A 21,668-nucleotide genomic window follows, 5' to 3' on the forward strand; every position below is an offset into this window, starting at 1 on the left:
CAAACAAACGGAAATATTGCGATTGCAGGAAATAAAATGAAATTACCGAAACTTGGCTTTGTTCGTTTTGCAAAATCAAGAGAAGTAGAAGGGCGTATTTTAAATGCTACCGTTAGACGTAATCCAAGCGGGAAATACTTTGTTTCAATTCTTGTTGAAACAGAAGTGCAACCATTAGAAAAAACAGGTTCGTCTGTTGGTGTTGATGTTGGATTAAAAGACTTTGCTATCCTTTCGACTGGTGAAGTATTTGGAAATCCTAAGTGGTTTCGTACATTGGAAAAGAAGTTGGCTGATACACAGCGGATTCTTTCCCAACGTGTAAAAGGCTCTTCAAATTGGAATAAACAGCGTGTCAAAGTCGCTCGCATTCACGAACGAATCACCAACGCAAGAACAGACTACTTGCAAAAAATCTCTACCGAAATTGTCAAAAACCACGACATCATTGGTATTGAAGATTTGCAAGTGGCAAGTATGCTAAAAAATCATAAATTAGCGAAAGCAATAAGTGAAGTATCTTGGTCACAATTTAGAACCATGCTCGAATACAAAGCCAAATGGTATGGCAAACAAGTCATTGCTGTGTCAAAAACATTCGCTTCCAGTCAGCTTTGTTCTTGTTGTGGTTACCAAAACAAGGACGTTAAGAATCTAAATCTTCGTGAATGGGATTGCCCTTCTTGTGGCACGCATCATGACAGAGATATTAACGCAGGACAAAACCTTAAAAACGAAGCCGTAAGACTTCTAACCGTAGGAACTACGGGGTTAGCCTACTAAGATAATCAAAGGATACTTTGATGTTCGTAGGAATCCCCCACTTCAAACAGTCCGCAAGGACGTTAAGTGGCGGGTAGTTCAACCAAATGATTGAATAATAGAGAAAAAACTTCATCATGTATCCAAAAATCTTTAAAAATCCCTCCAGCAGATTTGGAGGGATTTTTTGTTTACAAAAGTGGGATTATCGGATTATTAGTTGTTATTTATTTTTTTTGAAAAAGATTTTTGTTCCTTCTTTTGTTTCAAGAAAACCTTCCTTAATCTGTGAATTTTCTATGGCTTCTTGCTGTTCTCTTGTTACAACTAAATAGCGATCTCCATTGATGTTTTCAGAAGGCGTTTGTTTTATCTCAAACTGTTCATTAGCAGCAAATACCTTTGCATTTTCAAAATTGATTGATAGGGTAAGAGCTCCTGTAAACCAAGGGGTTAAAGCTAATTTAGATATTTTTTTCATGATAAAAACCTCCTAATCCTCTAATATAGTACAAATATCCAAAATTATACAATTCTGTTTGCCTAATAAAATCTCCTTCAGTTCCAGAATAAAGCGTTTTTTATTTAACAGAAACTTCTACATAAAAGAAGAGGACAATCTTAATTTTTTTGAATTTCCTATATGTATACGATAGACATACACTATAAAATTAGATTTAAACCGTATTATTAAAGTAATTAATTTTTGATTGGAGTACTTTATATGGTTGGCATTAAAAGAATTAGGTATCTTTAAAATAAAAAGTAATAAGATTGTTGTGAGTGACCCTTGTTATCCAATAGAATTTGCAATTACTGAAGATGAATTATTTAATAACAAGAAGGCTTGTCCGTAATCATGTTAACAATGTCATGTGGAGGATTGCAAAGAAAAGAAGTATAAATTGCATCTTTTTTTGTCATTGGGGGATAATTTGCTTTTTTACTTTCGATAGTGATAAGTTATGTAAATCTCACATGTATGGAATATATAACAGGGAATTTATCTTTTGAATGAGAATGTAATAACTTATAAAAAGGAATTATAAGAATACCTTGTCAATATTTATCCATTTTAAGTATAAAGGAGAGTAAATAATGAGCGAAGGTAATGTTCCACTTAAAGAGCAAAACCAGGAAGATTTGAAAGGAGATCAACAATATATAGAAAAAGTACCTTGGAGATTAGGGAAAAATCTAAACGACAATCATGTAGAAAAATTAAATAGGCTAATAATAAATCATCATCAACGTATGTTTCATTTACTAAATAACAAGTAGCTTTTACAAACATGATGAAAATATATGATCTAGGGTATATTCATAAACCAGTATTTATATGCATTTTATTATGTGAAAATGTAAGATAATTAAAATGTAGTTTTCAATAATCACATAGTCAGAAAAGACAAGATAACATATAATGAGAAAGGATTAAAAAAAAAGGTGAGGTGGAACTATTTTATGAGTAATCCGAGCATAGGAGAGTCGGATATAAGATCGACATCAGAGGCAGTCATACAACTGAATATTCGAAGCGGATTACTTCGTAAAGATAGTTACCGCTTCATGTGAATTTCGGAAAGATGACTTCCTCTATAAGTGAGGAGGTTTGTACAATGGTACAAAAAATCTGGAATCAAATTACAGGGCAAAAAAAAGAAGCTACGAAAATTCAAGGTTTTGATATTGACTTAAATCAAGAAAGCTTAACACGTATTGACCGACTTGTAGATCGCTACGAATCAGAAATCCTTCACCAACTTGATAGTGCATATACACAGCGAACAAAGTGGGCAGATCGACTAGCTGATAAAATTGCACAGTTTGGAGGTAGCTGGCGATTCATTATCTGGTTTGCATGTTTTCTTGGTGTCTGGATTATTTGGAATAGCCTGTCTATCACAAAAGGAGCACACTTTGATGCTCCGCCGTTCATTTTATTGAACTTATGTTTATCTTTTATAGCAGCATTTCAAGCTCCTGTTATTATGATGAGCCAAAACCGTCAAGCTGCGCGTGATAAACATGAATCTGTTATTGACTTTGCGATTAATTATAAAGCAGAGCAGGAGATTGATGATATGCAAAGTCATCTTCACCGTATAGAAGGTGAATTAAATGAAATTAAAGATTTATTGAAACAATTAAAGACAAAATAAATATATTGCTTTTATAAATCAAAAGCTAATCATCTATTTACAGAATATAAATAGATGATTAGCTTTTTTTATATTATTTGTTTGTATCAATAAAAAAGGCTATGTTTTAAAACAATGTTGAAAATTGATATATCTTTACAGATAAGCTCCAATTAATCCTATATACATGATTGGAGGTCGCATTATGGGCAAATGTAAAGCCTTTAATTCCAGATATTCAAAAATTATCATTATATCGACAAAAACAATTGCTTTCTTATTTAGAAGAAATGCTTGTATTAGGTTTACAAGCAGGAATTACATACTTACCAAATAAGTCTAAGGATGAAAGCACTTTATGATGTTCTAAGCCACCAAAGTTCATTACTGCCATAAAGTTTGTAACACCTATTTCACGGTAAGACTGAATTTGTTTAATAACTTCATCGGGACTTCCGATTACTGGATTAAAATTCTCTTTAAGGACCTCATATGAGATATTTTTCCCATGCGGAGTGTTCATAAATAATTGATAAGGACCTTTTGCATTTGATTCAGCTTCTGCAGATGTTTCACCAACATGAACATGGAAGGCAACGGGGATTTCTAATTGATCTGGATTACCGTGTCCTGATTTTTGATACACATTTTTGTATGTATCGATCAGCTTTGCTAATTCATCTCGTGATTTGCTAAATCCAAGCCCCATGAAATTGCTTCCCATACTGGCAACATGAGTAGCACCTTTTTCACTAGAGGTTGCAATCCAGTGAGGGGGAAACGGAGTTTGAATTGGCTGGACACTAAGCTTGATTTCTTTATATTGAAAAAAGTCCCCTTGATGAGAAAAAGACTTACCTGACCATGCTTTCTGTAACACTTCTAGAGATTCGTTAAATCGCTCCGCTTTATCCTCTAATGAAATATTATAACCATCAAATTCCTTCTGATCATATCCACTACCTAATCCCAAATCTAATCTCCCGTTTGATAAAAGATCGACAACCGCATAATCCTCAGCAATTCGTAAAGGATTATGTAATGGAAGTACTGAAACACCTACACCAAGGCGGATTCTATTCGTTCTTTGAGATACCGCAGCGAGTATAACTGCTGGAGAGGGGTTGATGCCAAAATCTGAGAAATGATGCTCTGTAAACCATACCCCATCAAAATTCATTTCCTCAGCTCGAATGGCTTGGTCCAATACCTCGTTGTAGAATTGTCTGGGTGTTCGGGATGATTGATTTGGGTAATGGTCAAATATCGTTAATGTACTAAATTTCATTTCATTTCACTCCAGGAAATTTTATTTAACTTCTTTACTTCACGGATAGATTACAAAAACTTAAGATGATACTGTACTTAAAAATAATCATTTTAGTTTTCCGAATCATTCCACTGACGACTCATTTCTAAACCATAATCCATGTCGTAAACTTCTTTTATAGCTTTAACCTTTTCAAGACTCTCTTGGCTAAACATGGGTTTGTTTTCAAAAGCATGAAGAACAATTCTTTCAAGAAGAACGCCTAGTGAAACATCGTGATACTCTGCCATTGCTTTTGAAACTTTTACCATTCTTTTTTCCATTCTCATGCCAGTTTGTACACGTTCAACTTTAATTTTTTGATCTTTTCCACTTGCTTGTTCGTTATGTTGTTTCATAATTACACATCCTTTTTGCTCAAAATCACCATTATGTTATTTTTATACCGATGTACCATTATAACGGTGTTGGGCATATTGTCAATTATGTTATTTTATTAGAGCTTTAAAAGAAAAAACAGCAAATGTCCTGGTTAAACAGGATATTTACTGTTTTTAGTTGGAAAAGTGTTTTTTCTTTTCTTCAAGTTTTCCAGTTAATTCGTTAAAATTTTGAACTACATCTGGCATCGATAATTGCTTTGCTAATGAACACCCTTTTTGAATGGATTTAGAGGCTTCTTCCAATAAATTTGCTTTTATTTGAGCATCCGCAAGACAATACCAATAAAACCAGGCATTCATTTCTGAAATTTTATCGTTATAGAATTTTTCAATGGCAGGGTAGTATTGGGAATATAATTCAGCATCAAAAGCGAGTTTTTTACCGTTCCATTTTAATACATCTACAAGGTAGCTATCAGCAAGGTACCACTGCCAAACTGCTAAACCTATCTTTTGATTTCCATACAAAATATCCATCTTATGATAAGGAACATCTGCAATCTTTTTGAATAAGTTATTATTCCATTGGAAAACTTCAAGTTTATTTCCTGCTGCTGCACCAATCGTAACACCAAATAAATATTCTTTTATACCATCACCGGTAATATCAGCTAAACCTGAAAGTTCCAAATCAACACCTTGAGTTTTTGTCTCCCAAATTTTTTGCCAATTATTATGTTCTCTCTTTAAAACTATTACTTCAAACTGAGAGGGAGAGGGTTGTTCTTTTGCTTTAATTTGAAAAGTAGCGATTATTTCTTTCTGTCCATCCTGGTTGAAGTCGTAGAGTTGAATTGGCTTTGTAGAAAAAGGATTTTCAGGGCTTACAAGTAGCGAATTTGACGGTTTAAACTCCTTAACAATTTTCATTAGATTTTCTTGCTGATTCTCTTTAGCGAAAATAAGCATTGAAGAAGAGTTTAAAATCCTTAATGAGAGTAAGATAATGAGCATTATTTTCATTTCAATATATCCCCTTCAGGGTGGTATCAAAGGTTATAATTCCCTGACATTACTTTGTATATTATGGATATATAAATTTATCTTAGTATTGGGATAACGCTGTGGGATCTTATTCCTTTAGTATTAATAAAATCCTTGGGAATTGAACAATTTATCTTTTTCTTATTCTACTTATTTAATTTCCTGTACATTTGTACCTATAGGAATAGAATCACTAGTTAATCTCTGACCGAATACCAATTTCCATTGATTTGATTCCTTAAACATAGGAATCGTTTCTGAAATCTTATAATTACCAAAGTCTTGTTCTAGTTTAACTAAAGCCAAACTCGTTCCAACAACTGTTAACTGCTTAAGCTCTGTTTTTAACTAATCTCTAAGCTAGTTTGAAGAAAGGGATATAACTTTATGTATCATGCAGGAATTTACACATAGCTATTTGCAATCATTGTTATTGATATGCAAAGTTAAAACCCTTTGCTTTATAAAACGTGAATTTACACACACACATATATATATGTAAGAATAGTTACTTGTCCCGTTGGGCCGATTTTGCAAATGGTTGCATATAAAACCTTTTCAATTGAAACGTTTAACCCAGCTTCATCATCATTATCCCGTTACGTAATTAATGCCTTTTTTAAATTTGTTGATAATATTTAAATGCTCCTGTAAAATTATACTAGTTCCTATTTGTGCAAACGCTTTCGTGATAAAAATGAGAGGGGAATGTTAGCTTATAATCTTTCCAATGAATGTTAATAAATCTTTATTTTATAAGAGGCAGGTGTAATAGGATGAAGGAATTTATTTGATTGCTATAATACTTTAGCTGTATAACGGCTAATATTTGTAAAAGGGGAAGTAGGGGATTTATAAATGATTGAAGTAAAGAATGTTACGAAAAGCTATAAGATTTTAGAGCGAAAGCCAGGTTTAATGGGTGCAATAAAAGCTTTAATAAAACGTAAATATTATGATAAGCAAGCGGTAAAACCAATTTCTTTTTCTGTTGAAAAAGGAGAAATGGTCGGATATATCGGATTCAACGGTGCTGGAAAGTCAACCACTATTAAGATGTTGTGTGGAATCTTAACTCCAGATACTGGCGAAATTAGGGTGAATGGAATTATTCCATACAAAAACCGACAGGAAAATGCTAAAAATATTGGAGCTGTTTTTGGCCAACGTACACAACTTGCTTGGGATATACCAGTGCGGGAATCTTTTGAACTATTAAAACATGTTTATGAGATACCAGAAACAAAATATCAGGAAATGTTGCATTTATTTGAGGATGTATTGGATTTAGGGACTTTAATGCCATTACCTGTTCGACAGTTGTCACTGGGACAAAAAATGCGTTGTGAGTTGGCTGCTGCCTTTCTTCATCAACCTTCTGTTGTGTTCCTAGATGAACCTACAATTGGTCTAGATATTGATGTAAAGGTGAAAATACGTAGTTTTATTAAGGAAATGAATAAGAAACTGGGCGCAACAGTTGTATTAACTACACATGATATGCAGGATATAGAAGAGCTTTGCCAGCGGATTATTATTATTGATAAGGGGTCTATTATGTATGATGGGGACTTACAGGATCTTAAAGATCGTTTTTCTTATAACCGCATCCTATCTTTAGAATTAGAAGAGCACACAATGTTTGAAATTCCTGTATCATTACAAAATGACATCGTGATACATAAGAGTGAGGCAGAAAATATATCTCACGTAGAGCTGAGTTTTCACACAAAGACTGTTTCATCTGAATTTGTACTTTCAGAACTCGCAAGGCACAATAAAATATCAGATTTGACTATTTCAAATCCTAAATTAGAGACGATTATTAAAGATCTTTATCAGCATGGAGGTGAGGAATCCCTTGAGGAAATATTGGGAAATGCTTAAAGTGCAGATAAAGCTAGATACTTCTTATGCAGCATGGTATTGGGCAGGTACATTTGCAATTATTGTTAAATTATGCACGTTATATTATTTTTGGACTGCTGTTTACGAGAATAAAGAGACTGTTGGAGCACTTTCACTAACTAATATGCTAACTTATATGGTGATTGCTTTATTATTGGAACAATATGTATCAGGCGTTGGGGACAATTTAGCTAGAATGATTAAACAAGGTGACATAGCACTGGAACTTATGAAGCCGTACCATTTGTTAGACAAACTGGTAGCTATGGATGTAGGACAAAAAGTTTCTAATTCTATTCGGACAACGTTTCCTATGTTACTGTTTTCCATTTGGTTTATAGGGATAGAACTCCCACAATCATTAGAGTCTTTTGGATTATTTATCATCAGTGTAATATTAGGTGTTTTAATCGGGACACAATTAGACCTTATTATTGGTATATTAGCATTCTGGACCGTTAACGTATGGGGGCTGCGCCTTCTGCGAGACTCTATTATTCAGTTCTGTTCTGGTGCACTCGTCCCATTATCGCTTTATCCACATTGGTTTCAAGAGATTAGTATATTCTTACCATTTCAGTCTATGGTCTATATACCTGTTTCTATTTATACAGGTGCTATTTCAGGTTCTGCGGCTTACATAGCCATTGCGACACAATTTATATGGTTCATTCTCATTGCAGTTCTTGCCCGATTCTTATGGGCTCTCGCAATTCGGAAAATCACAATATTTGGGGGGTGAGTGACGTGTTACACACTCTTAAACGGTACGCATTCTTGTACACTGTCTATTTTAAACAGCATTTAAAAGTTATGATGGAGTATAAAGTAGACTTTTTTATAGGGATTTCGTCTGTTTTCATTCAACAATTTGCATCTATTTTTTTTATAAAAGTGGTATTTGATCATATTGAAACTTTAAAGGGGTGGAATTTTTATCAAATCCTTTTAATCTATGGAATTGCCTTTGCAGGAAGGGCAATTCATCATATTTTCTTTGATAACTTGTGGACGATTGGATGGCAATACATTCGGACAGGAAATTTAGACCGTTTGCTTATCCGTCCTATTAACCCACTGTTCCAAATTGTAGCAGAGCGCGTTCAACAGGATGGATTTGGCCAACTTATAATAGGGGGAGTTGTTCTTTATTATTCCATTAGTAATCTAGATATTGCTATGACAGTAGGAAATGTATTAATGCTGCTTGTCATGATTATTTCCAGTGGGTTTATTTTTGTTGCATTAAATCTGTTTTTTATTACGTTTTCCTTTTGGATGACAGATAGTATTCCTGTTGTATCAGCGGTATTTAGTTTAAGCGATTTTTCACGTTATCCAATTACTATCTATAATAAAGTTATAGCATTTATTTTAACATTTATTATTCCTTACAGTTTTACATCTTTTTATCCAGCTGCCTTTTTCTTTGATAAGGGGTACAAATGGATTTCTTTGTGCACACCATTCGTTGCTATAATACTATGTTTCATCGCTTATCGTTTCTGGAAATATGGATTAAGTGTATTTACTAGTACAGGAAGTTAATTTTAAGAAACCACCTGAAGTAACTACAAATTTATTATCAAATTTAAAGAATGACCCTGATGAATATGCAAGAAAGTCGATTGGAAATGCAATTCTTGATATTTCTAAAAAACATCAAGAATTAATGCAAAAGGAGTTAAATAATTGGAACTCTAAAGAGGCATTTGTATTATTTACTTATCAAATTGCAAATCGTTATTTGATTTATTAGCTTAATGGGCAAAGTGTTATATTACAAATTTGATGTGTAGCGATTGCAAAAAAAGAAGTGAAAATTGATGTGCACCCTAATAGTTAGACCAAAAATCTAACGATTGGGGTGTTTATTTTGGTTAAATATGATTTTGAATTAAAATTGCGTAGTGTGAAGAATATCTTGAATGAGTTAGACAATGGATTAACCTGTATAAAAAGTTTGGTGCTGAGGGATTAAAAAGAAAAACTCCTCTTACTCTATTCGCTTTATTCTGAATGTTATAAACTGGAATAAAAAATGATATAGGAGAAAGATGATGACAATGAAATTAGTAAAACCAACACACCACCATAGGGAACAAATCATGGCTTATCGGCAGGCATTCCTAAATTCAAGAGAACAACCGTATGGTAGTTGTTCCTTACAACATTTTGATTCCATTGACGAATGGCTTGAAAAAGTTAAAATTCAAGAAAAAGGAGAAAACTTACCGCCAAATCGAGTTCCATCCACTCAGTTTTTGAGTATTGAAAATGGGGAATTAGTCGGTTTAATCAATATCCGCCATCGATTAACGCCAGAATTACTGATGGAGAGCGGACATATCGGTTATAGCGTGCACCCTGAAGAGCGTCGAAAGGGTTACGCCACTGAGCAACTTCAGCTTTCCTTAATTGAAGTGAAAAAATTAGGGTTAGAGAAAGTGTTGATAACTTGTGACAAAGCAAATATTGGTTCTGCCAAAACCATTCAAAAGGTTGGTGGTATCTTAGAAAATGAAGTAATTTCCCCTAATACTGGCGAAATTGTTCAGCGTTATTGGATAGAACTATGATTTAGCAGATTTTCAAAAATCATACTTGAAATCATATCGAAACTGGATGATAACTAAAAGAAAAATTGGAGTAAGGAATCACTTTGAAAAAGTCTAACTTTTGGAGTTCAGTACAAATTGCACCTCTTTTTGTCATTGGATGGATAAGAAATGATTCGCTTTTTTACTTTCAATAACATGCGTTATATCAACTTTGTATATATGATATTCATACCTAAATAGATGATAAAAAGCTCTCTATAAAACAGGAGAGCTTTTTATCATTTACTTTTGATCGAACACAAATATTTCTTTATATTTTCTCGCTTTTATCGTTTTACTATCAGAGAATGTCTTAGGTAGCTCTTCCTCCCATGTAATGATAACAGTAATACTCTTTGCTTTTACTGACACAGGAAAGTTAGAAAAATGGCATTCATTATTTGGAACTGTTCTTTCAGTTTCCGGTGCGTCCATGTTTGCCCGCAAAGTTTTGGAATCGTTAAAGTTACTGTATATATCTACATCTAAATTATAAGCATTTTCCCCCATGTTTTTCACATCTAGACTATATGTATTAACTAGGCCCAGTTTTGGTTTTGAAAGCCTGGGTTCATTGTCAGATTTATTAATTTTTAAATACCAACGTTCAGAGGACTTTGATATAGGAAGGTTACTAAACGAAGAAGCTTTCGCTAATATATTACTATTGAATATAAAACACATCATACAAAAAAGAACAATTGTTATTTTTCGCATACTATAACCTCCAAAGTACAAGATTTCATCGTATTTATCATTTTCTTAAATACAAGGTAATATGTACCGAGGAATTAGTAACAAAATATGGGGGAATTGATGGCAGCTTTCGATAACACCGATTATTTGAAAGGTGAGTAATCCGTAATGTTTTCTTTTATTTAATAGGGAGGAACTGAATTATTTAATAACAAGAGGGCTTGTCCGTAATCATATTAACAATGTAATGTGTAGGGATTACAAAGAAAAGAAGTGCGCTTCGCACTTCTTTTTGAAGTCCCGCCGACGGCGGGTTGTAATAAATGGAGGTCTAATTCACATTTATCATAAAGTTATATTATGTATTTTTATAATTAATGTGACTATTGAAAATAATTTGGTTCACTACTACATAAATTCCTATATTTCATACTTATCCTTCCTCACATTTAACATCGCTCAGAATAATATGTATCTAGAGGGTGTGACAATATTGGAAAAAAACATTGAAATTACAAAAAATATACAAGTCATACGGTCTATCCAACGCGATCTCAATATTGTGACAGTCGCACTATTGTTAACTGGACAAATCACCATTATAGGAGTTTTTGTGACATCAGGAGGGTTTCGCGTTGCATTAGGAGGACCATTAACAGGGGAACCTCGAATCGAAGGTAAATTTGAAAAACAAACTACGAATGTGATTATTGATGTAATAGACGTTATCCTCGCCGTTTTAATACTCAATGATGAAATTGGTGTTACGGGTAGCTTTATTGGACCTGGCAGATTTACCATTAATGTTAGTGGACCCATTTTTGGTGTTCCTAAACTCGAACCTACTCTTCCTCACTTGAAAAGAGATTATACTTTCTTTCAAAAGGTTGTGTCCAAACATTTTGATGTTAATCCTAATTTATTAAAAATACTTACAAAGGAATGATGACATGGCTTTAACGGATATTCCTACTATTCAACCATCTAAAAATGGAGTTTTTCTTCTAGCTATTTCTTTAATTACTTTTATCTTCTTTTTTACCCAACCTAAAGAAGAGATCATACAATAACCCCCAACAGTCCATATTGGGATTCCGCCCCATCGCCATCAAGCTAACAAATAAAAATACCCCAAAACGAAAAAAGTGAACTTAATTATCATAAATGAATGTAGCGAGAAAAAATTTCGTTTTGGGTGCACTTCAAAATCTTAAGTTGATGGGTATGTGGTGCTACCCCAATAATAAACCGAAATCTCTTGATTAAATAAAAGAGATTTCGGTTTTCTTATTGTATGTTACAAGCTAAGCTTTCGAAGTACTCCAAAAACAAAAATGAACTAAATTCTCACTATAGTTGTCTATGAGAATCTAGTTCATTTTTGTCGTTTTGGAGAACGATTAATTTTTTAACTTGATGGCGATGTGGCGGGACCCCATCTTTATGTTTGCACGTATATTTTCGTTAAAATGTGAATGGGAACCCTAGATACATTATTTTAATTTTGCTAAACGACCTGTTAACGGTTCACGCCAATCTTCTGCTAGTTCTGGAACAGCTACAATTTTCTCCATTGCCTCTATATCTTTCCGTCTATGAAAATATACTTCGTTAGAAAATAGAATAGAAACTGAGTCCGGATGACGTTCCAGCAGTTTTATTTGTGAATCTTTACGAACGATACCTTCTTCAAGAACGCGACATAAATAACCAGTATAACCGGTCGCTACAATGCGAGGTAAAATCCCAGGAATGCCAAGTCTTTTTGAAATGGAACTGCATGGGATTCGGCTTTGTGTAACTTGAATAATGGCCTCGCCTAATTGATATGTATCCCCGATGAATACATCACGTTCTAACATATTTGTTACAGTAATGTTTTCACCAAATGTAGACGGAGGGAGCGTCGTTTGAAATTCTTGTTCCCACTGTGCGTAATGTTCATATGGATAGACGCAAACGGCTCGATCAGGTCCACTGGAACCTTAGGTCAGCTACAACGTCTCCCAGAAATCCATCTTTTGATAGGAAAACCTCTTCCGCAAGTTCTTTACAGATACCTGTTGTCATTTCTTTATTTACTCCATATTTCATTGGTTTCGGTTTACCAATGCTAAAATGAACAAGTTCGATTCCCATATATGTTCTCCTTTATGATTGTTTTCAATATTGTTGTAGCTTTGAAATAAAGTTTGATCAAACACACCTTACAAAAAATAAAAAGAATCCATTTAAAAATAGATTGATCAAAATGGATTCTTTTCAAGTAGATTTACATCTTGTTTTTATAAAAAATTTTGTTCACTTCTGTGGCCCTTATGCCATTAAACTACCCCTTTGTTGAAGTGCAATGCCTAAAACCCCATAAGATCCTTTACATGTTTAGCGTTCTTTTTAGATGTTAGTTTTTCAAGTAATAAAAATGCAACATCAAACGCTGTACCTGGATTTGATGATGTAATAATATTCCCATCCTGAACAATTAAATCATTTTGTACTATTGCACCGAAATTCTTTAACTGCTCTTTTCGTTTACTCGTTGGATGACTGTATGTGGTGGCTTTTTTATCTGTAAGAATTCCGCTTTTACCAAGCGCTAATGATGCAACACAGATACTGGCAATAGGCTTCTGCTTGGCATAAAAATGTTGAATAACATTTAAGAATTCTCTACTGTATGCATCCCGATAAAAACCAGCTTCTTCAAACCCTCCTGGAATAGCCAGTGCATCAAACTCATCTAATTGAATATCATCAACCGTTTTTTCGGGTATGACAGTAAAATTCCAAGTACAGGTTAATTTATTCCGAAGACCAACTGTTACGACCTCAGTTGATCCATCGCCCTCCCATTTATTCCAACCTAGTACATCTGTAAATACACTAGCTTCTACTGCTTCAAATCCGTCAGCTAATAATAATAAAATCTTTTTCATATCGCAAATCGCCTCCTGATATCCTTATTTTATACAAATATAGAAGGCTGATAAATAAGTTAAATAAGGATATTCGATTGTTTGGCTTTATTATATAAAGAATTTAGGTTATTCTATTTTATAAAAAAAGGTTGGATAATTTATGGATCAAATTGATAAAAAAATCGTGGGATTATTACAGTCAAATGCAAAAATTTCAATGAAGGATTTAGCAGAGGCCGTTCACTTATCTTCTCCGTCAGTAACTGAGCGAGTACGGAAGTTAGAGGAGCAACAAATTATTGAAGGTTACCATGCACATGTTTCTCTAAAAAAAATAAACCGTCCAATTTCTGCACTTATATTGTTTAAATCAAAGGATTGTAAATCATTAGCTAACTTTTGCTATAATCATCCAGATGTACTTGAGTGTTACAGAGTAGCAGGGGAAATTAGCTATATTGTCAAATTAGCAACGTACTCTGTAGAAAGTTTAGAACAATTTATTGATGATTCAATGCAATATGGTACGCCATCAACGAATATCGTGTTATCTTCTTATGAAAAAAAAATAATTGCTCCCTTTATTAGTGAAGAATAAAAATACTAGCATAATCAATTAACTATTGCTTACTCAATAATCCTTTAAAAATAGCCCTGATTTTTCTGCCTTGTATAAAAGAATCAGGGTCTCTAATCGTTTTTATCGTTTTGAGGTAACCCATTTTTATTAGCTTGATGGCGATGTGGCGGTACGCCTATTAGTTTAAAAACAAGAAGCTGTTAAAATGACATATCAGTTCGCTTTAACATTTATTGTTACTTTTTTATTTATAGGAGTTATAGGAACATTGGGATTTCTACGATACAAACGAAAAGATAAAAATTGGCATTACTATCTTTCATTTGCTTTTGTGTGTTCAATGCTGATTCATACGTGGCTCTAAATTGAACTACCCCCACGTAGACGCAAACGCGTCTTGAGGTGGATTTCTAATATGGAAGTCATTTTTTAAAACAAAAATGAAACAAAACAGTGGTTGGTTTGTATTGAATAAGCAATCATAAAACATTGTTTCTTGTTTCGCTAATGGGGCGTTAGTTGAATAAGAGATTCGTTTCTTTTTTACTTGCTAGATTATCAACATTATTCTTTAACAGAGCCAATAGCAAAAAGGTTTGTCCGTAATCATATTAACAATGTAATGTGTAGTATTTGCAAAGAAAAGGGGATTTAATATAAAAAAGAAGGTTAACACTATTGAAAGGGTCCTGTCGGAATTTTGTACGCTAAGCGATTTTTTACATAGAGAAAGCCAATTTCCTGTACACTAAGGAAGGATTGGCTTTTTTCGTTTATTGAGCTATTGATTCTTGTTAGTCATTCATGTCGCGCCTCGCCGCATGGATGGCTAACAGGAGATTTTGAGGGTTTATTTTTTATCCATTCTTAAACTCTTCAGAAAAATATGAGTAATTCCTGCATTCTATTTTTTTATATGACAAGGTGGTGTAGATGTATCTTTAGTTTCCTGCGTTTTATTGCTGTAGTCTATAAACAAGTACACACCAATTGCTACTAAAACACTAGCTGCTATATAGGATAAGATTTTCTTTTTCATATAGTCTCCTTTACTCTATAAGTACTCTAAAATAGTACGCTGCAATTTATTATCCTACCCATTTTTTCACAGACGGTATTCTCTTTATTACCAACCAATCCAGTGCAAGAGCAGCAAGTAATGAAGCACCCACTAACGGGAACACAATACCTAGTACAATAATAAGAACTACTGTACCTTTCATTAATTTGAAGTTTTTGGGTAAAGAAGGAGCACCCAACGTACCAGAGGGCTTGCGTTTCCACCACATCATAACACCTGTCAAAGAAATACCAATTAAGCCAAGACAGATAATGAGATCTAACAATTGGTTTGCTAGGCCAAAGTAATGCCCTTCATGTAATGCCACTCCGATAGAAATTGCTTTGGCCAGAATTCCATAATCCTTAAAACGTAAATCTGCCAGCACTTTCCCGCTATATTGGTCAATATGCAAAGTTGCTTGTCCTTCTGGCTTATCAGGAGAAACAGTTACTGTGTATACACCTTTTTCTCCTTTTGGAAAGGTAATAGAGTATCCTTTCCCTACTTTATTTTCATCTGCTATTTTCATGATTTGTTCCACAGAAAGAGGGGCTACACTTACTTTAGACTCTGGAACTGGCAAATTTTCTGCAGCCCAAGGAACTTTCGCTACATCTTTAGATGGAACTGTTGACGTTGGTAAATTACCGTCCCATAATCCTGTTGGATATCCTGTGTGTGTAGTTGTTGCAATTCGGTTAATGAAATCTCCCCATAATCCAGACCAAGGAAGACCTGTTAGTATAAAAATAGAGACAAATAAAGAAAACCAGAAAGCAGGAACGGAATGTAAATCCCTTAACATAATACGCTTTCCTTTAGAAAATCTCGGGATGAGCGTGCCAAAGATGGATTTTCTATTGCGTGGCCACCATAAATATAATCCAGTAATAAGTAAAATCATTGCCCAACAAGCAGCCATTTCTACGATTCGATCTCCTGTTGTCCCCATCATGAGTTCACCGTGCAGGCGTTCCACTTCATTCATGAATTTCTCGTCATTCTTTAAGTCTCCTAAGATTTTTCCATTGTAGGGATTCACAAATACTGTCATTGCTATGTCTTTATCAGTGATGCCGACTTCTGCTGGACGGTCTGCTGCAAAAGAAGGTTTATATCGTGTGATAGAAGCATCAGGGTAAGCTTTTTTAACAGCTTCTATCTGCTTTTCGGTTGTCATCCTTTCTTGCCCTTCTTGTACATAGTAATAATCTTTGTACATTACATTCTCAATTTGCGGTTTAAATAAATAAATGATACCTGTAATTGCCAATAAAATAACAAATGGAGCAAAAATAATACCAGCATAAAAATGCCAACGCCACACAGCTCGATATAAGGATTGCGCTTTTGAAAGCTCTGACTTATCTGCATTTTTTGTGGCAGTGTGATCTACTTTTTGTTGTTCTGCAAACATACTTTGTTCTCCCCCTATCTCTTTCATGTCTTATTTCTCTTTATACATGTCAGCAAGGATTATAAATCCGATTTTTAATATATATAATAGGTGTGAGGGATTTGTGAAATCTTCTTGAATTCATTTAAAATTCTTCTACATGGCTAAAAGAAATAATGTAACATACACTAAGTAAGAGTTTTGAGAAACAAGTTTGTATTTAAATTTAAAATGTTCTGTTTGAAAAAAACCTGTAATAGTTGATGTTTCAATTAAAAAGTATAATGGTTTAGTTAGGTGTATACAGCTGATTGAGGGGATAAATTTATGTTACGAATTTTAAGAGTGATTCACCGAATCGCTGGAATAATTGGGGCTTTGTTAGTTTTAATAATGGCGATAACGGGAATATTGCTTAATCATCGTTCTCTTATTGGATATAATTCAGATACAGCAATGAAAATGCAAATGTTCCTTTTTTCTCTTCATTCTGGGACTTTGGGTAATATATCAATAAAGTGGTTAACTGACTTGGGTGCAATTTGTATGGTTATTTTGAGTATCACAGGTATATGGATGTGGTTTAAAACAAAACATCATACAAAACTGTAGTAGTTAAACAAATGAAAAGGAGATATAAATAATGAGAGTAAAAGGTTTTTTAACAGTTTCACTCATTCTATTATTGGGTTTAGGCCAAGCTGGATGTAGCACTGCACAAAAACATACACATGATCAATCGGATCAATCGAAATCCGTACCTGGTAAAACCGAAATAGCAAAAGCAATACAAGATGAATTAAATGGACTAGCAACCATCGAGTCGGACGTTAACAAGGACGATTTTAAAGGTGCTGGTGATACCTTTGAAGGAATGCATGAGGAATATCACTCTAATATTCTTGGTCCTCTGAAAGACAAAAAGGGAGATACATATGCGAATGATATGCACAGTAAATTTGATGCATTGGAAGATGCATTAAACAATAAAGATAAAAACAAGGCTTTAGATCTTATTAAAGTTAACCGCGATAACCTAAATACAGCTGCTAAAGATTTAGACGTATCTATAAAATAACATTAACTCATAATGTACTTTTGATAAAAAGCACAGAAAGAAGCTGCCCGTTTTGATTATTGGGCAGCTTTTTAGTTATAAAATTAGATGAATTTTTTCGCCACATAATAATTCCAGTGTATGAATTCTTGTGATAATGAAAATGGAGCATTGTAGTAATATATATATAATTTTTTTAATCATCCAAAATGAAATGGAGTTAGTTTTAATCTTTGATACAGGTCAACCGGAATGGGGAAAGCATATTGGTGTCCACCGCTTCACAAATGTGATGTGTAGGTGACGAAATACACTTTTTTTCTTTAGGTACAAGCACAAAAAGTGCGTTTTACATGATTGTAAAACGCACTACTGTTGCTATTGCATAACAGATTGTTTTAGTGCATCCAAGTTCTTTTTCATATAGCTAATATAGTCAATTCCCTTGTCTTGTTCTTCTTTTGTAATTCCTTCAATGGGACTTAATACAACTGTTTTTGCTCCCGTTTCATCCGCTAGGGTTTTTGCTATTTTTGGAGAAGCGATTTCCTCAAAATAAATGACCTTAATATTGTTGTCCTTTACATACTTTTGAAGTTCCGCTAATTTGGCTGGACTTGGTTCTTGATCAGGAGCAAGACCAGCAATTGGAATTTGAGTAAGGCCATATTCTTTTGCTAAGTACCCAAATGCTGCATGTTGCGTCACGAATTCTTTACGTTTTGCATTACCGAGAGTTGTTCTAAACTCGTTATCTAAATCTTTTAGTTTTGCAGTAAATTGATCTGCATTTTTTTCATAGTCTTGTTTATGAGTTGGATCTGCTTCTATAACTACTTGCTTAATATTTTCTACTTCTTTTTGGGCTAACACTGGATCTAACCATACATGGGGATCCATCGGATGTTCTTGCGCCTTATCAGCATGCTTATCTTCTTCCTCAGCGGTTCCTTCCATAAGTGAAATATCCTTACTTGCATCCACCACTTTTATTTTTTTATTATCAAGGCTTTTTAATACTTTAGGTACCCATGTTTCCATGGAGTCACTGTTGTATACAAACACATCGGCACCTTCAATTTTAGCAATATCTTTTGGAGAGGGTTCGAAATCGTGTGGTTCTGTCCCAGCAGGAATTAACACATCTACTTTTCCATTGGATCCAACCACATTTTTTGTAAAGTCGTACATAGGATAAAAGGTTGTTACGACCTTAAGAGACTTGTCTTGTTTTGTAGTACCCTTTGCCTCATCTTGTTTAGAGCAGCCCGCAATAGCAGTCGAAAGGGCCAAAGCGGTTATTAATGCACCATATTTCCATTTTTTCATGATGTACTCATTCTCCTTTTGAAATTTAATATAAATAATAATTATCCATACTCATATGATTCTTTCCAATCAAAGGGTAGGGGAGCCACTTTTTTCATTTTATATCAATCTCAAAATTCACTTATTGTAAAGAAAATTGAGACGTATAGGTGTTTTGAACGTGAGTAATATCTACATCTCATCCAATTAAAACTATGCAAGGTTCCATAGTTTGCTCTTGAGGGAATTTACTAATGTACAATTGGTTGGAACTATATTGAAATGGATAAACACCTTCTCTTTCTTTTAATGCTATATATCCTTTGCCTCTCACTATGCCTGCTGGTAAAGAAGTAAACCATTTTTTAAATTGTGCCCTAGATATTGGAGGTACATCCTGGATTGTAATAGTTTTAATTCCATTGTGATGTTCATGATGATGTGTATGATCATGATTACAAGAGTGATGATCTTGCTCAGGATGATTGTGACTACATGTAGAATGATGAGATGAATATACAATAGTATTTGCTCGCTTTTGTAATAATTCTTCTACATCTACACTTCCATAAGAAGCTTCCATCACCTGTGTGTTTGCATCTATAACCTTCGCAAGTTTCATTTGAACTTTCTGTAATTGCTTTTTATTTACTAAGTCTACTTTATTTAGCACGACCACAGTGGCGCCTGTAATCTGATTCTTAAGTAACTCACGAACAGATTTAAATGAAAAAATACTTTGCTCATCTAAATAACTACTTGCATTCACAACACTAATAATAGATTGAATATCAAACAAATGAACAAGAGGTGGGCTAGCTATAGCTTCTACAATTTCTAATGGATTAGCAACACCTGTTCCCTCAATGAATAGAACATCAATAGGGCTTTTAACATGTGAATCTAAAAGAGAAGTTAATGTTGTCTTTAAGTCTTCCTGAATCGTACAACAAATACATCCATTTAACAGCTCAAATACGTGACTATCTCCAAATAAATGTGCCTCAACGTTAACTTTCCCTAGTTCGTTTAGTACAATGGCAGGTTTCATGTTCTTGGTTTTACAGTACTCTAGAATATGAGTTAATAGCGTTGTTTTTCCGCTTCCCAAAAAACCTGAGATGATATAAACGGGTATATTTTTCATATTTCTCCTCCTAATATGGGGAATTTAAAACGTAATGATTACGATTTAAAGTATAACAAATATATAGTCATAAATACATACTATATACTGACAATATTTTATGAAAACATTGTACTACTTGTAAGAAAGAATTCTCTTATTATAGGGAATAGCTTATCTAGTAAGAAAAGTGAGTGTCTTTGAAATATATAAGTGTTCATAAAGTGGTTTCCTAGGTATAGGAATAAGAAATCCCTTCAGCTCTCATGTCTGAAGGGATTTTTTCTATTCCAAATTGTTAACTTGATAGCGATGTGGTGTGACCACAACATCAAAAGGAATTTATCTACAAACGGTTCGAGTTAGATTTTTACTCTTCGAATGCGAAAGAAATGAATGGCCCTGTGTTTCTAGTAAATATTTTGCACTAGAGCCTTATTTTCAATCTTGATAACACTGCTTAACTTAAAACTTTTGATACACATATTGTGTTTTCGGAGGAGTAATTTTTTTTATTGCAGTAATTTTTATAAGGGGTGATGAAGTATCCTTCTCAGTTGTTTGATCTAAAACACCTGTGGCCGTAACCCATTCTCCGTTCTTTAGAGAGGCTGCTTCTTTACCTGTTGCTAACATCCCCCATACTGTGGCATCTGCCACACAGCAGGTAATTTCATATCTTGCAATAAAAACTTCATTTTTACTATAATCTTTTCCTTTGTAAATAAATCCAGTAAGCGTAATGTTCTTTCCTTTAAATCCTTTGACATTACCCAAAATTAGTTGCATTGCAGGCAGATAATTATCATCATCTATCTGAATTGTATTCATACTCATCAACTTTTTTTGTAATGTATCATAATACTCTCCTGGAGATTGCTCTCCTCCGTCCGTGGACGATTGAGTTGTAGTGGAACCACTTGAATCCTGCCCTAATTGATCTCCTGTATTTTGTCCTGATTGTCCACTTGAACTTTGCCCTGATTGATCTCCTGTATTTTGTTCTGGTTGTCCATTTGAATCCTGTTTTGGTTGTCTCTGTGCTAAACTCACTCCGCGTTTCGCAACGATGCTTGCATCAATTGTATGATCTGAAAACAGGAACGCTGTAATAATTGGAGTAAGAAAGAGAGAATAGAACAACAGGGCTCCTTTTTTAGTGCGAGGAAGAGAATGATCATGATCACAGCATCCACACCCAGATTTCTCTTTTTCACCACTTCTCCAGATTTGGACAATACCTAACAATGTCACAACAGAGAATGTAAAATAAATAAATTTCACCATTTTAGGAGCAATAAAGTTCTCAATGTGTCCCGTTATAAGTAACTTAAGCAGCAGCATTCCAAAACCAATTAAAATAATTCCACGAACGTACATATGAAACGATTGTGTTTCTCTGTGGCCCATACTTTT

Annotated in this window: 23 protein-coding genes and 1 pseudogene; 12 read left to right on the forward strand and 12 right to left on the reverse strand. The window is 34.0% G+C overall.

Annotation, left to right across the window (positions count from 1 at the left end; all coding sequences use genetic code 11):
* Window positions 1-783: IS200/IS605 family element RNA-guided endonuclease TnpB (gene tnpB / locus ACFQZ1_RS21330; protein WP_377884168.1), on the forward strand; the 783-nt coding region annotated here is incomplete at its 5' end.
* Window positions 784-985: 202 nt separating this feature from the next.
* On the opposite strand, the gene ACFQZ1_RS21335 is transcribed toward tnpB, so the two are convergent.
* Window positions 986-1,243 carry a hypothetical protein gene (locus ACFQZ1_RS21335; protein ID WP_377884169.1) on the reverse strand — a complete coding sequence of 86 codons (258 nt, stop codon included), beginning with the start codon at window positions 1,241-1,243 and terminating at the stop codon, window positions 986-988.
* A gap of 617 nt (window positions 1,244-1,860) precedes the next feature.
* Between ACFQZ1_RS21335 and ACFQZ1_RS21340 the strand changes: the two genes are divergently transcribed.
* Together ACFQZ1_RS21340 and ACFQZ1_RS21345 are read left to right on the forward strand one after the other, a co-directional pair.
* Window positions 1,861-2,043 (forward strand): hypothetical protein, encoded by a 183-nt coding sequence (locus tag ACFQZ1_RS21340; protein WP_377884170.1) that lies wholly within the window; start codon window positions 1,861-1,863, stop codon window positions 2,041-2,043.
* A gap of 338 nt (window positions 2,044-2,381) precedes the next feature.
* The gene (locus ACFQZ1_RS21345; RefSeq protein WP_377884171.1) at window positions 2,382-2,924 is read left to right on the forward strand and encodes a DUF1003 domain-containing protein; all 543 of its coding nucleotides are present in this window, start codon (window positions 2,382-2,384) and stop codon (window positions 2,922-2,924) included.
* Window positions 2,925-3,180: 256 nt separating this feature from the next.
* On the opposite strand, the gene ACFQZ1_RS21350 is transcribed toward ACFQZ1_RS21345, so the two are convergent.
* The 3 genes from ACFQZ1_RS21350 to ACFQZ1_RS21360 all read right to left on the reverse strand — a co-directional run bounded on the left by ACFQZ1_RS21350 (window position 3,181) and on the right by ACFQZ1_RS21360 (window position 5,579).
* The gene (locus ACFQZ1_RS21350) at window positions 3,181-4,191 is read right to left on the reverse strand and encodes an LLM class flavin-dependent oxidoreductase (protein ID WP_377884172.1); all 1,011 of its coding nucleotides are present in this window, start codon (window positions 4,189-4,191) and stop codon (window positions 3,181-3,183) included.
* Between the two features lie 92 nt (window positions 4,192-4,283).
* Window positions 4,284-4,571 carry a hypothetical protein gene (locus tag ACFQZ1_RS21355; protein ID WP_377884173.1) on the reverse strand — a complete coding sequence of 96 codons (288 nt, stop codon included), beginning with the start codon at window positions 4,569-4,571 and terminating at the stop codon, window positions 4,284-4,286.
* Between the two features lie 156 nt (window positions 4,572-4,727).
* A complete protein-coding gene (locus ACFQZ1_RS21360; protein WP_377884174.1) occupies window positions 4,728-5,579 on the reverse strand; it encodes a hypothetical protein in 852 nt (283 codons plus the stop codon).
* An 879-nt stretch (window positions 5,580-6,458) separates the two neighbouring features.
* On the opposite strand from ACFQZ1_RS21360, the gene ACFQZ1_RS21365 reads away from it, so the two are divergent.
* The 5 genes from ACFQZ1_RS21365 (at window position 6,459) to ACFQZ1_RS21385 (ending at window position 10,087) form a co-directional block, all read left to right on the forward strand.
* Window positions 6,459-7,487, forward strand: a complete 1,029-nt coding sequence (locus tag ACFQZ1_RS21365) for an ABC transporter ATP-binding protein (protein WP_377884175.1) — start codon at window positions 6,459-6,461, stop codon at window positions 7,485-7,487.
* Entirely contained in the window at window positions 7,480-8,250 is a 771-nt protein-coding gene (locus ACFQZ1_RS21370; RefSeq protein ID WP_377884176.1) for an ABC transporter permease, read from the forward strand. The genes ACFQZ1_RS21365 and ACFQZ1_RS21370 overlap by 8 nt, the downstream gene beginning before the upstream one ends.
* 5 nt (window positions 8,251-8,255) lie before the next feature.
* Window positions 8,256-9,056 (forward strand): ABC transporter permease, encoded by an 801-nt coding sequence (locus ACFQZ1_RS21375; protein WP_377884177.1) that lies wholly within the window; start codon window positions 8,256-8,258, stop codon window positions 9,054-9,056.
* Window positions 9,031-9,267: a hypothetical protein gene (locus ACFQZ1_RS21380; protein ID WP_377884178.1), complete on the forward strand. Its 237-nt coding sequence runs from the start codon at window positions 9,031-9,033 to the stop codon at window positions 9,265-9,267. The genes ACFQZ1_RS21375 and ACFQZ1_RS21380 overlap by 26 nt, the downstream gene beginning before the upstream one ends.
* Window positions 9,268-9,574: 307 nt before the next feature.
* Window positions 9,575-10,087 carry a GNAT family N-acetyltransferase gene (locus ACFQZ1_RS21385; RefSeq protein WP_377884934.1) on the forward strand — a complete coding sequence of 171 codons (513 nt, stop codon included), beginning with the start codon at window positions 9,575-9,577 and terminating at the stop codon, window positions 10,085-10,087.
* 264 nt (window positions 10,088-10,351) lie between these two features.
* Here the strand turns inward: ACFQZ1_RS21385 and ACFQZ1_RS21390 are convergent, their stop codons facing one another.
* Complete coding sequence (locus ACFQZ1_RS21390; protein WP_377884179.1) at window positions 10,352-10,825, reverse strand: hypothetical protein; 474 nt, start codon at window positions 10,823-10,825, stop codon at window positions 10,352-10,354.
* Between the two features lie 463 nt (window positions 10,826-11,288).
* Here ACFQZ1_RS21390 and ACFQZ1_RS21395 point away from each other — a divergent pair, with 463 nt between their 5' ends.
* Entirely contained in the window at window positions 11,289-11,750 is a 462-nt protein-coding gene (locus tag ACFQZ1_RS21395; RefSeq protein ID WP_377884180.1) for a hypothetical protein, read from the forward strand.
* A 547-nt stretch (window positions 11,751-12,297) separates the two neighbouring features.
* Here the strand turns inward: ACFQZ1_RS21395 and ACFQZ1_RS21400 are convergent.
* Window positions 12,298-12,943: pseudogene (locus ACFQZ1_RS21400) on the reverse strand (MOSC domain-containing protein).
* Window positions 12,944-13,158: 215 nt separating this feature from the next.
* Entirely contained in the window at window positions 13,159-13,740 is a 582-nt protein-coding gene (locus tag ACFQZ1_RS21405; protein ID WP_002172590.1) for a DJ-1/PfpI family protein, read from the reverse strand.
* A gap of 142 nt (window positions 13,741-13,882) precedes the next feature.
* Between ACFQZ1_RS21405 and ACFQZ1_RS21410 the strand changes: the two genes are divergently transcribed.
* A complete protein-coding gene (locus ACFQZ1_RS21410) occupies window positions 13,883-14,320 on the forward strand; it encodes an Lrp/AsnC family transcriptional regulator (RefSeq protein ID WP_377884181.1) in 438 nt (145 codons plus the stop codon).
* A gap of 886 nt (window positions 14,321-15,206) precedes the next feature.
* Here the strand turns inward: ACFQZ1_RS21410 and ACFQZ1_RS21415 are convergent.
* Both ACFQZ1_RS21415 and ACFQZ1_RS21420 read right to left on the reverse strand, forming a co-directional pair.
* Window positions 15,207-15,341 carry a hypothetical protein gene (locus tag ACFQZ1_RS21415; protein WP_377884182.1) on the reverse strand — a complete coding sequence of 45 codons (135 nt, stop codon included), beginning with the start codon at window positions 15,339-15,341 and terminating at the stop codon, window positions 15,207-15,209.
* A 49-nt stretch (window positions 15,342-15,390) separates the two neighbouring features.
* Window positions 15,391-16,809, reverse strand: a complete 1,419-nt coding sequence (locus ACFQZ1_RS21420) for a PepSY-associated TM helix domain-containing protein (protein WP_445291728.1) — start codon at window positions 16,807-16,809, stop codon at window positions 15,391-15,393.
* A gap of 279 nt (window positions 16,810-17,088) precedes the next feature.
* On the opposite strand from ACFQZ1_RS21420, the gene ACFQZ1_RS21425 reads away from it, so the two are divergent.
* Both ACFQZ1_RS21425 and ACFQZ1_RS21430 read left to right on the forward strand, forming a co-directional pair.
* Window positions 17,089-17,373, forward strand: coding sequence for a hypothetical protein (locus tag ACFQZ1_RS21425; protein WP_377884183.1), 285 nt, complete (start codon window positions 17,089-17,091; stop codon window positions 17,371-17,373).
* A gap of 31 nt (window positions 17,374-17,404) precedes the next feature.
* A complete protein-coding gene (locus tag ACFQZ1_RS21430) occupies window positions 17,405-17,839 on the forward strand; it encodes a hypothetical protein (protein ID WP_377884184.1) in 435 nt (144 codons plus the stop codon).
* 357 nt (window positions 17,840-18,196) lie between these two features.
* Here ACFQZ1_RS21430 and ACFQZ1_RS21435 read toward each other — a convergent pair whose 3' ends face one another.
* From ACFQZ1_RS21435 to ACFQZ1_RS21445, 3 genes are all read right to left on the reverse strand, one after another.
* On the reverse strand, window positions 18,197-19,147 hold the full coding sequence (locus ACFQZ1_RS21435; RefSeq protein WP_377884185.1) for a metal ABC transporter substrate-binding protein: 951 nt from the start codon (window positions 19,145-19,147) through the stop codon (window positions 18,197-18,199).
* Between the two features lie 178 nt (window positions 19,148-19,325).
* Complete coding sequence (locus ACFQZ1_RS21440; RefSeq protein WP_377884186.1) at window positions 19,326-20,273, reverse strand: CobW family GTP-binding protein; 948 nt, start codon at window positions 20,271-20,273, stop codon at window positions 19,326-19,328.
* A 444-nt stretch (window positions 20,274-20,717) separates the two neighbouring features.
* Entirely contained in the window at window positions 20,718-21,662 is a 945-nt protein-coding gene (locus ACFQZ1_RS21445; protein WP_377884187.1) for a TIGR03943 family putative permease subunit, read from the reverse strand.
* Window positions 21,663-21,668 lie beyond the last annotated feature (6 nt).

It is taken from the genome of Bacillus sp. CGMCC 1.60114, assembly GCF_042676365.1.
Classification (GTDB): Bacteria; Bacillota; Bacilli; order Bacillales; family Bacillaceae_G; genus Bacillus_A; species Bacillus_A rhizoplanae_A.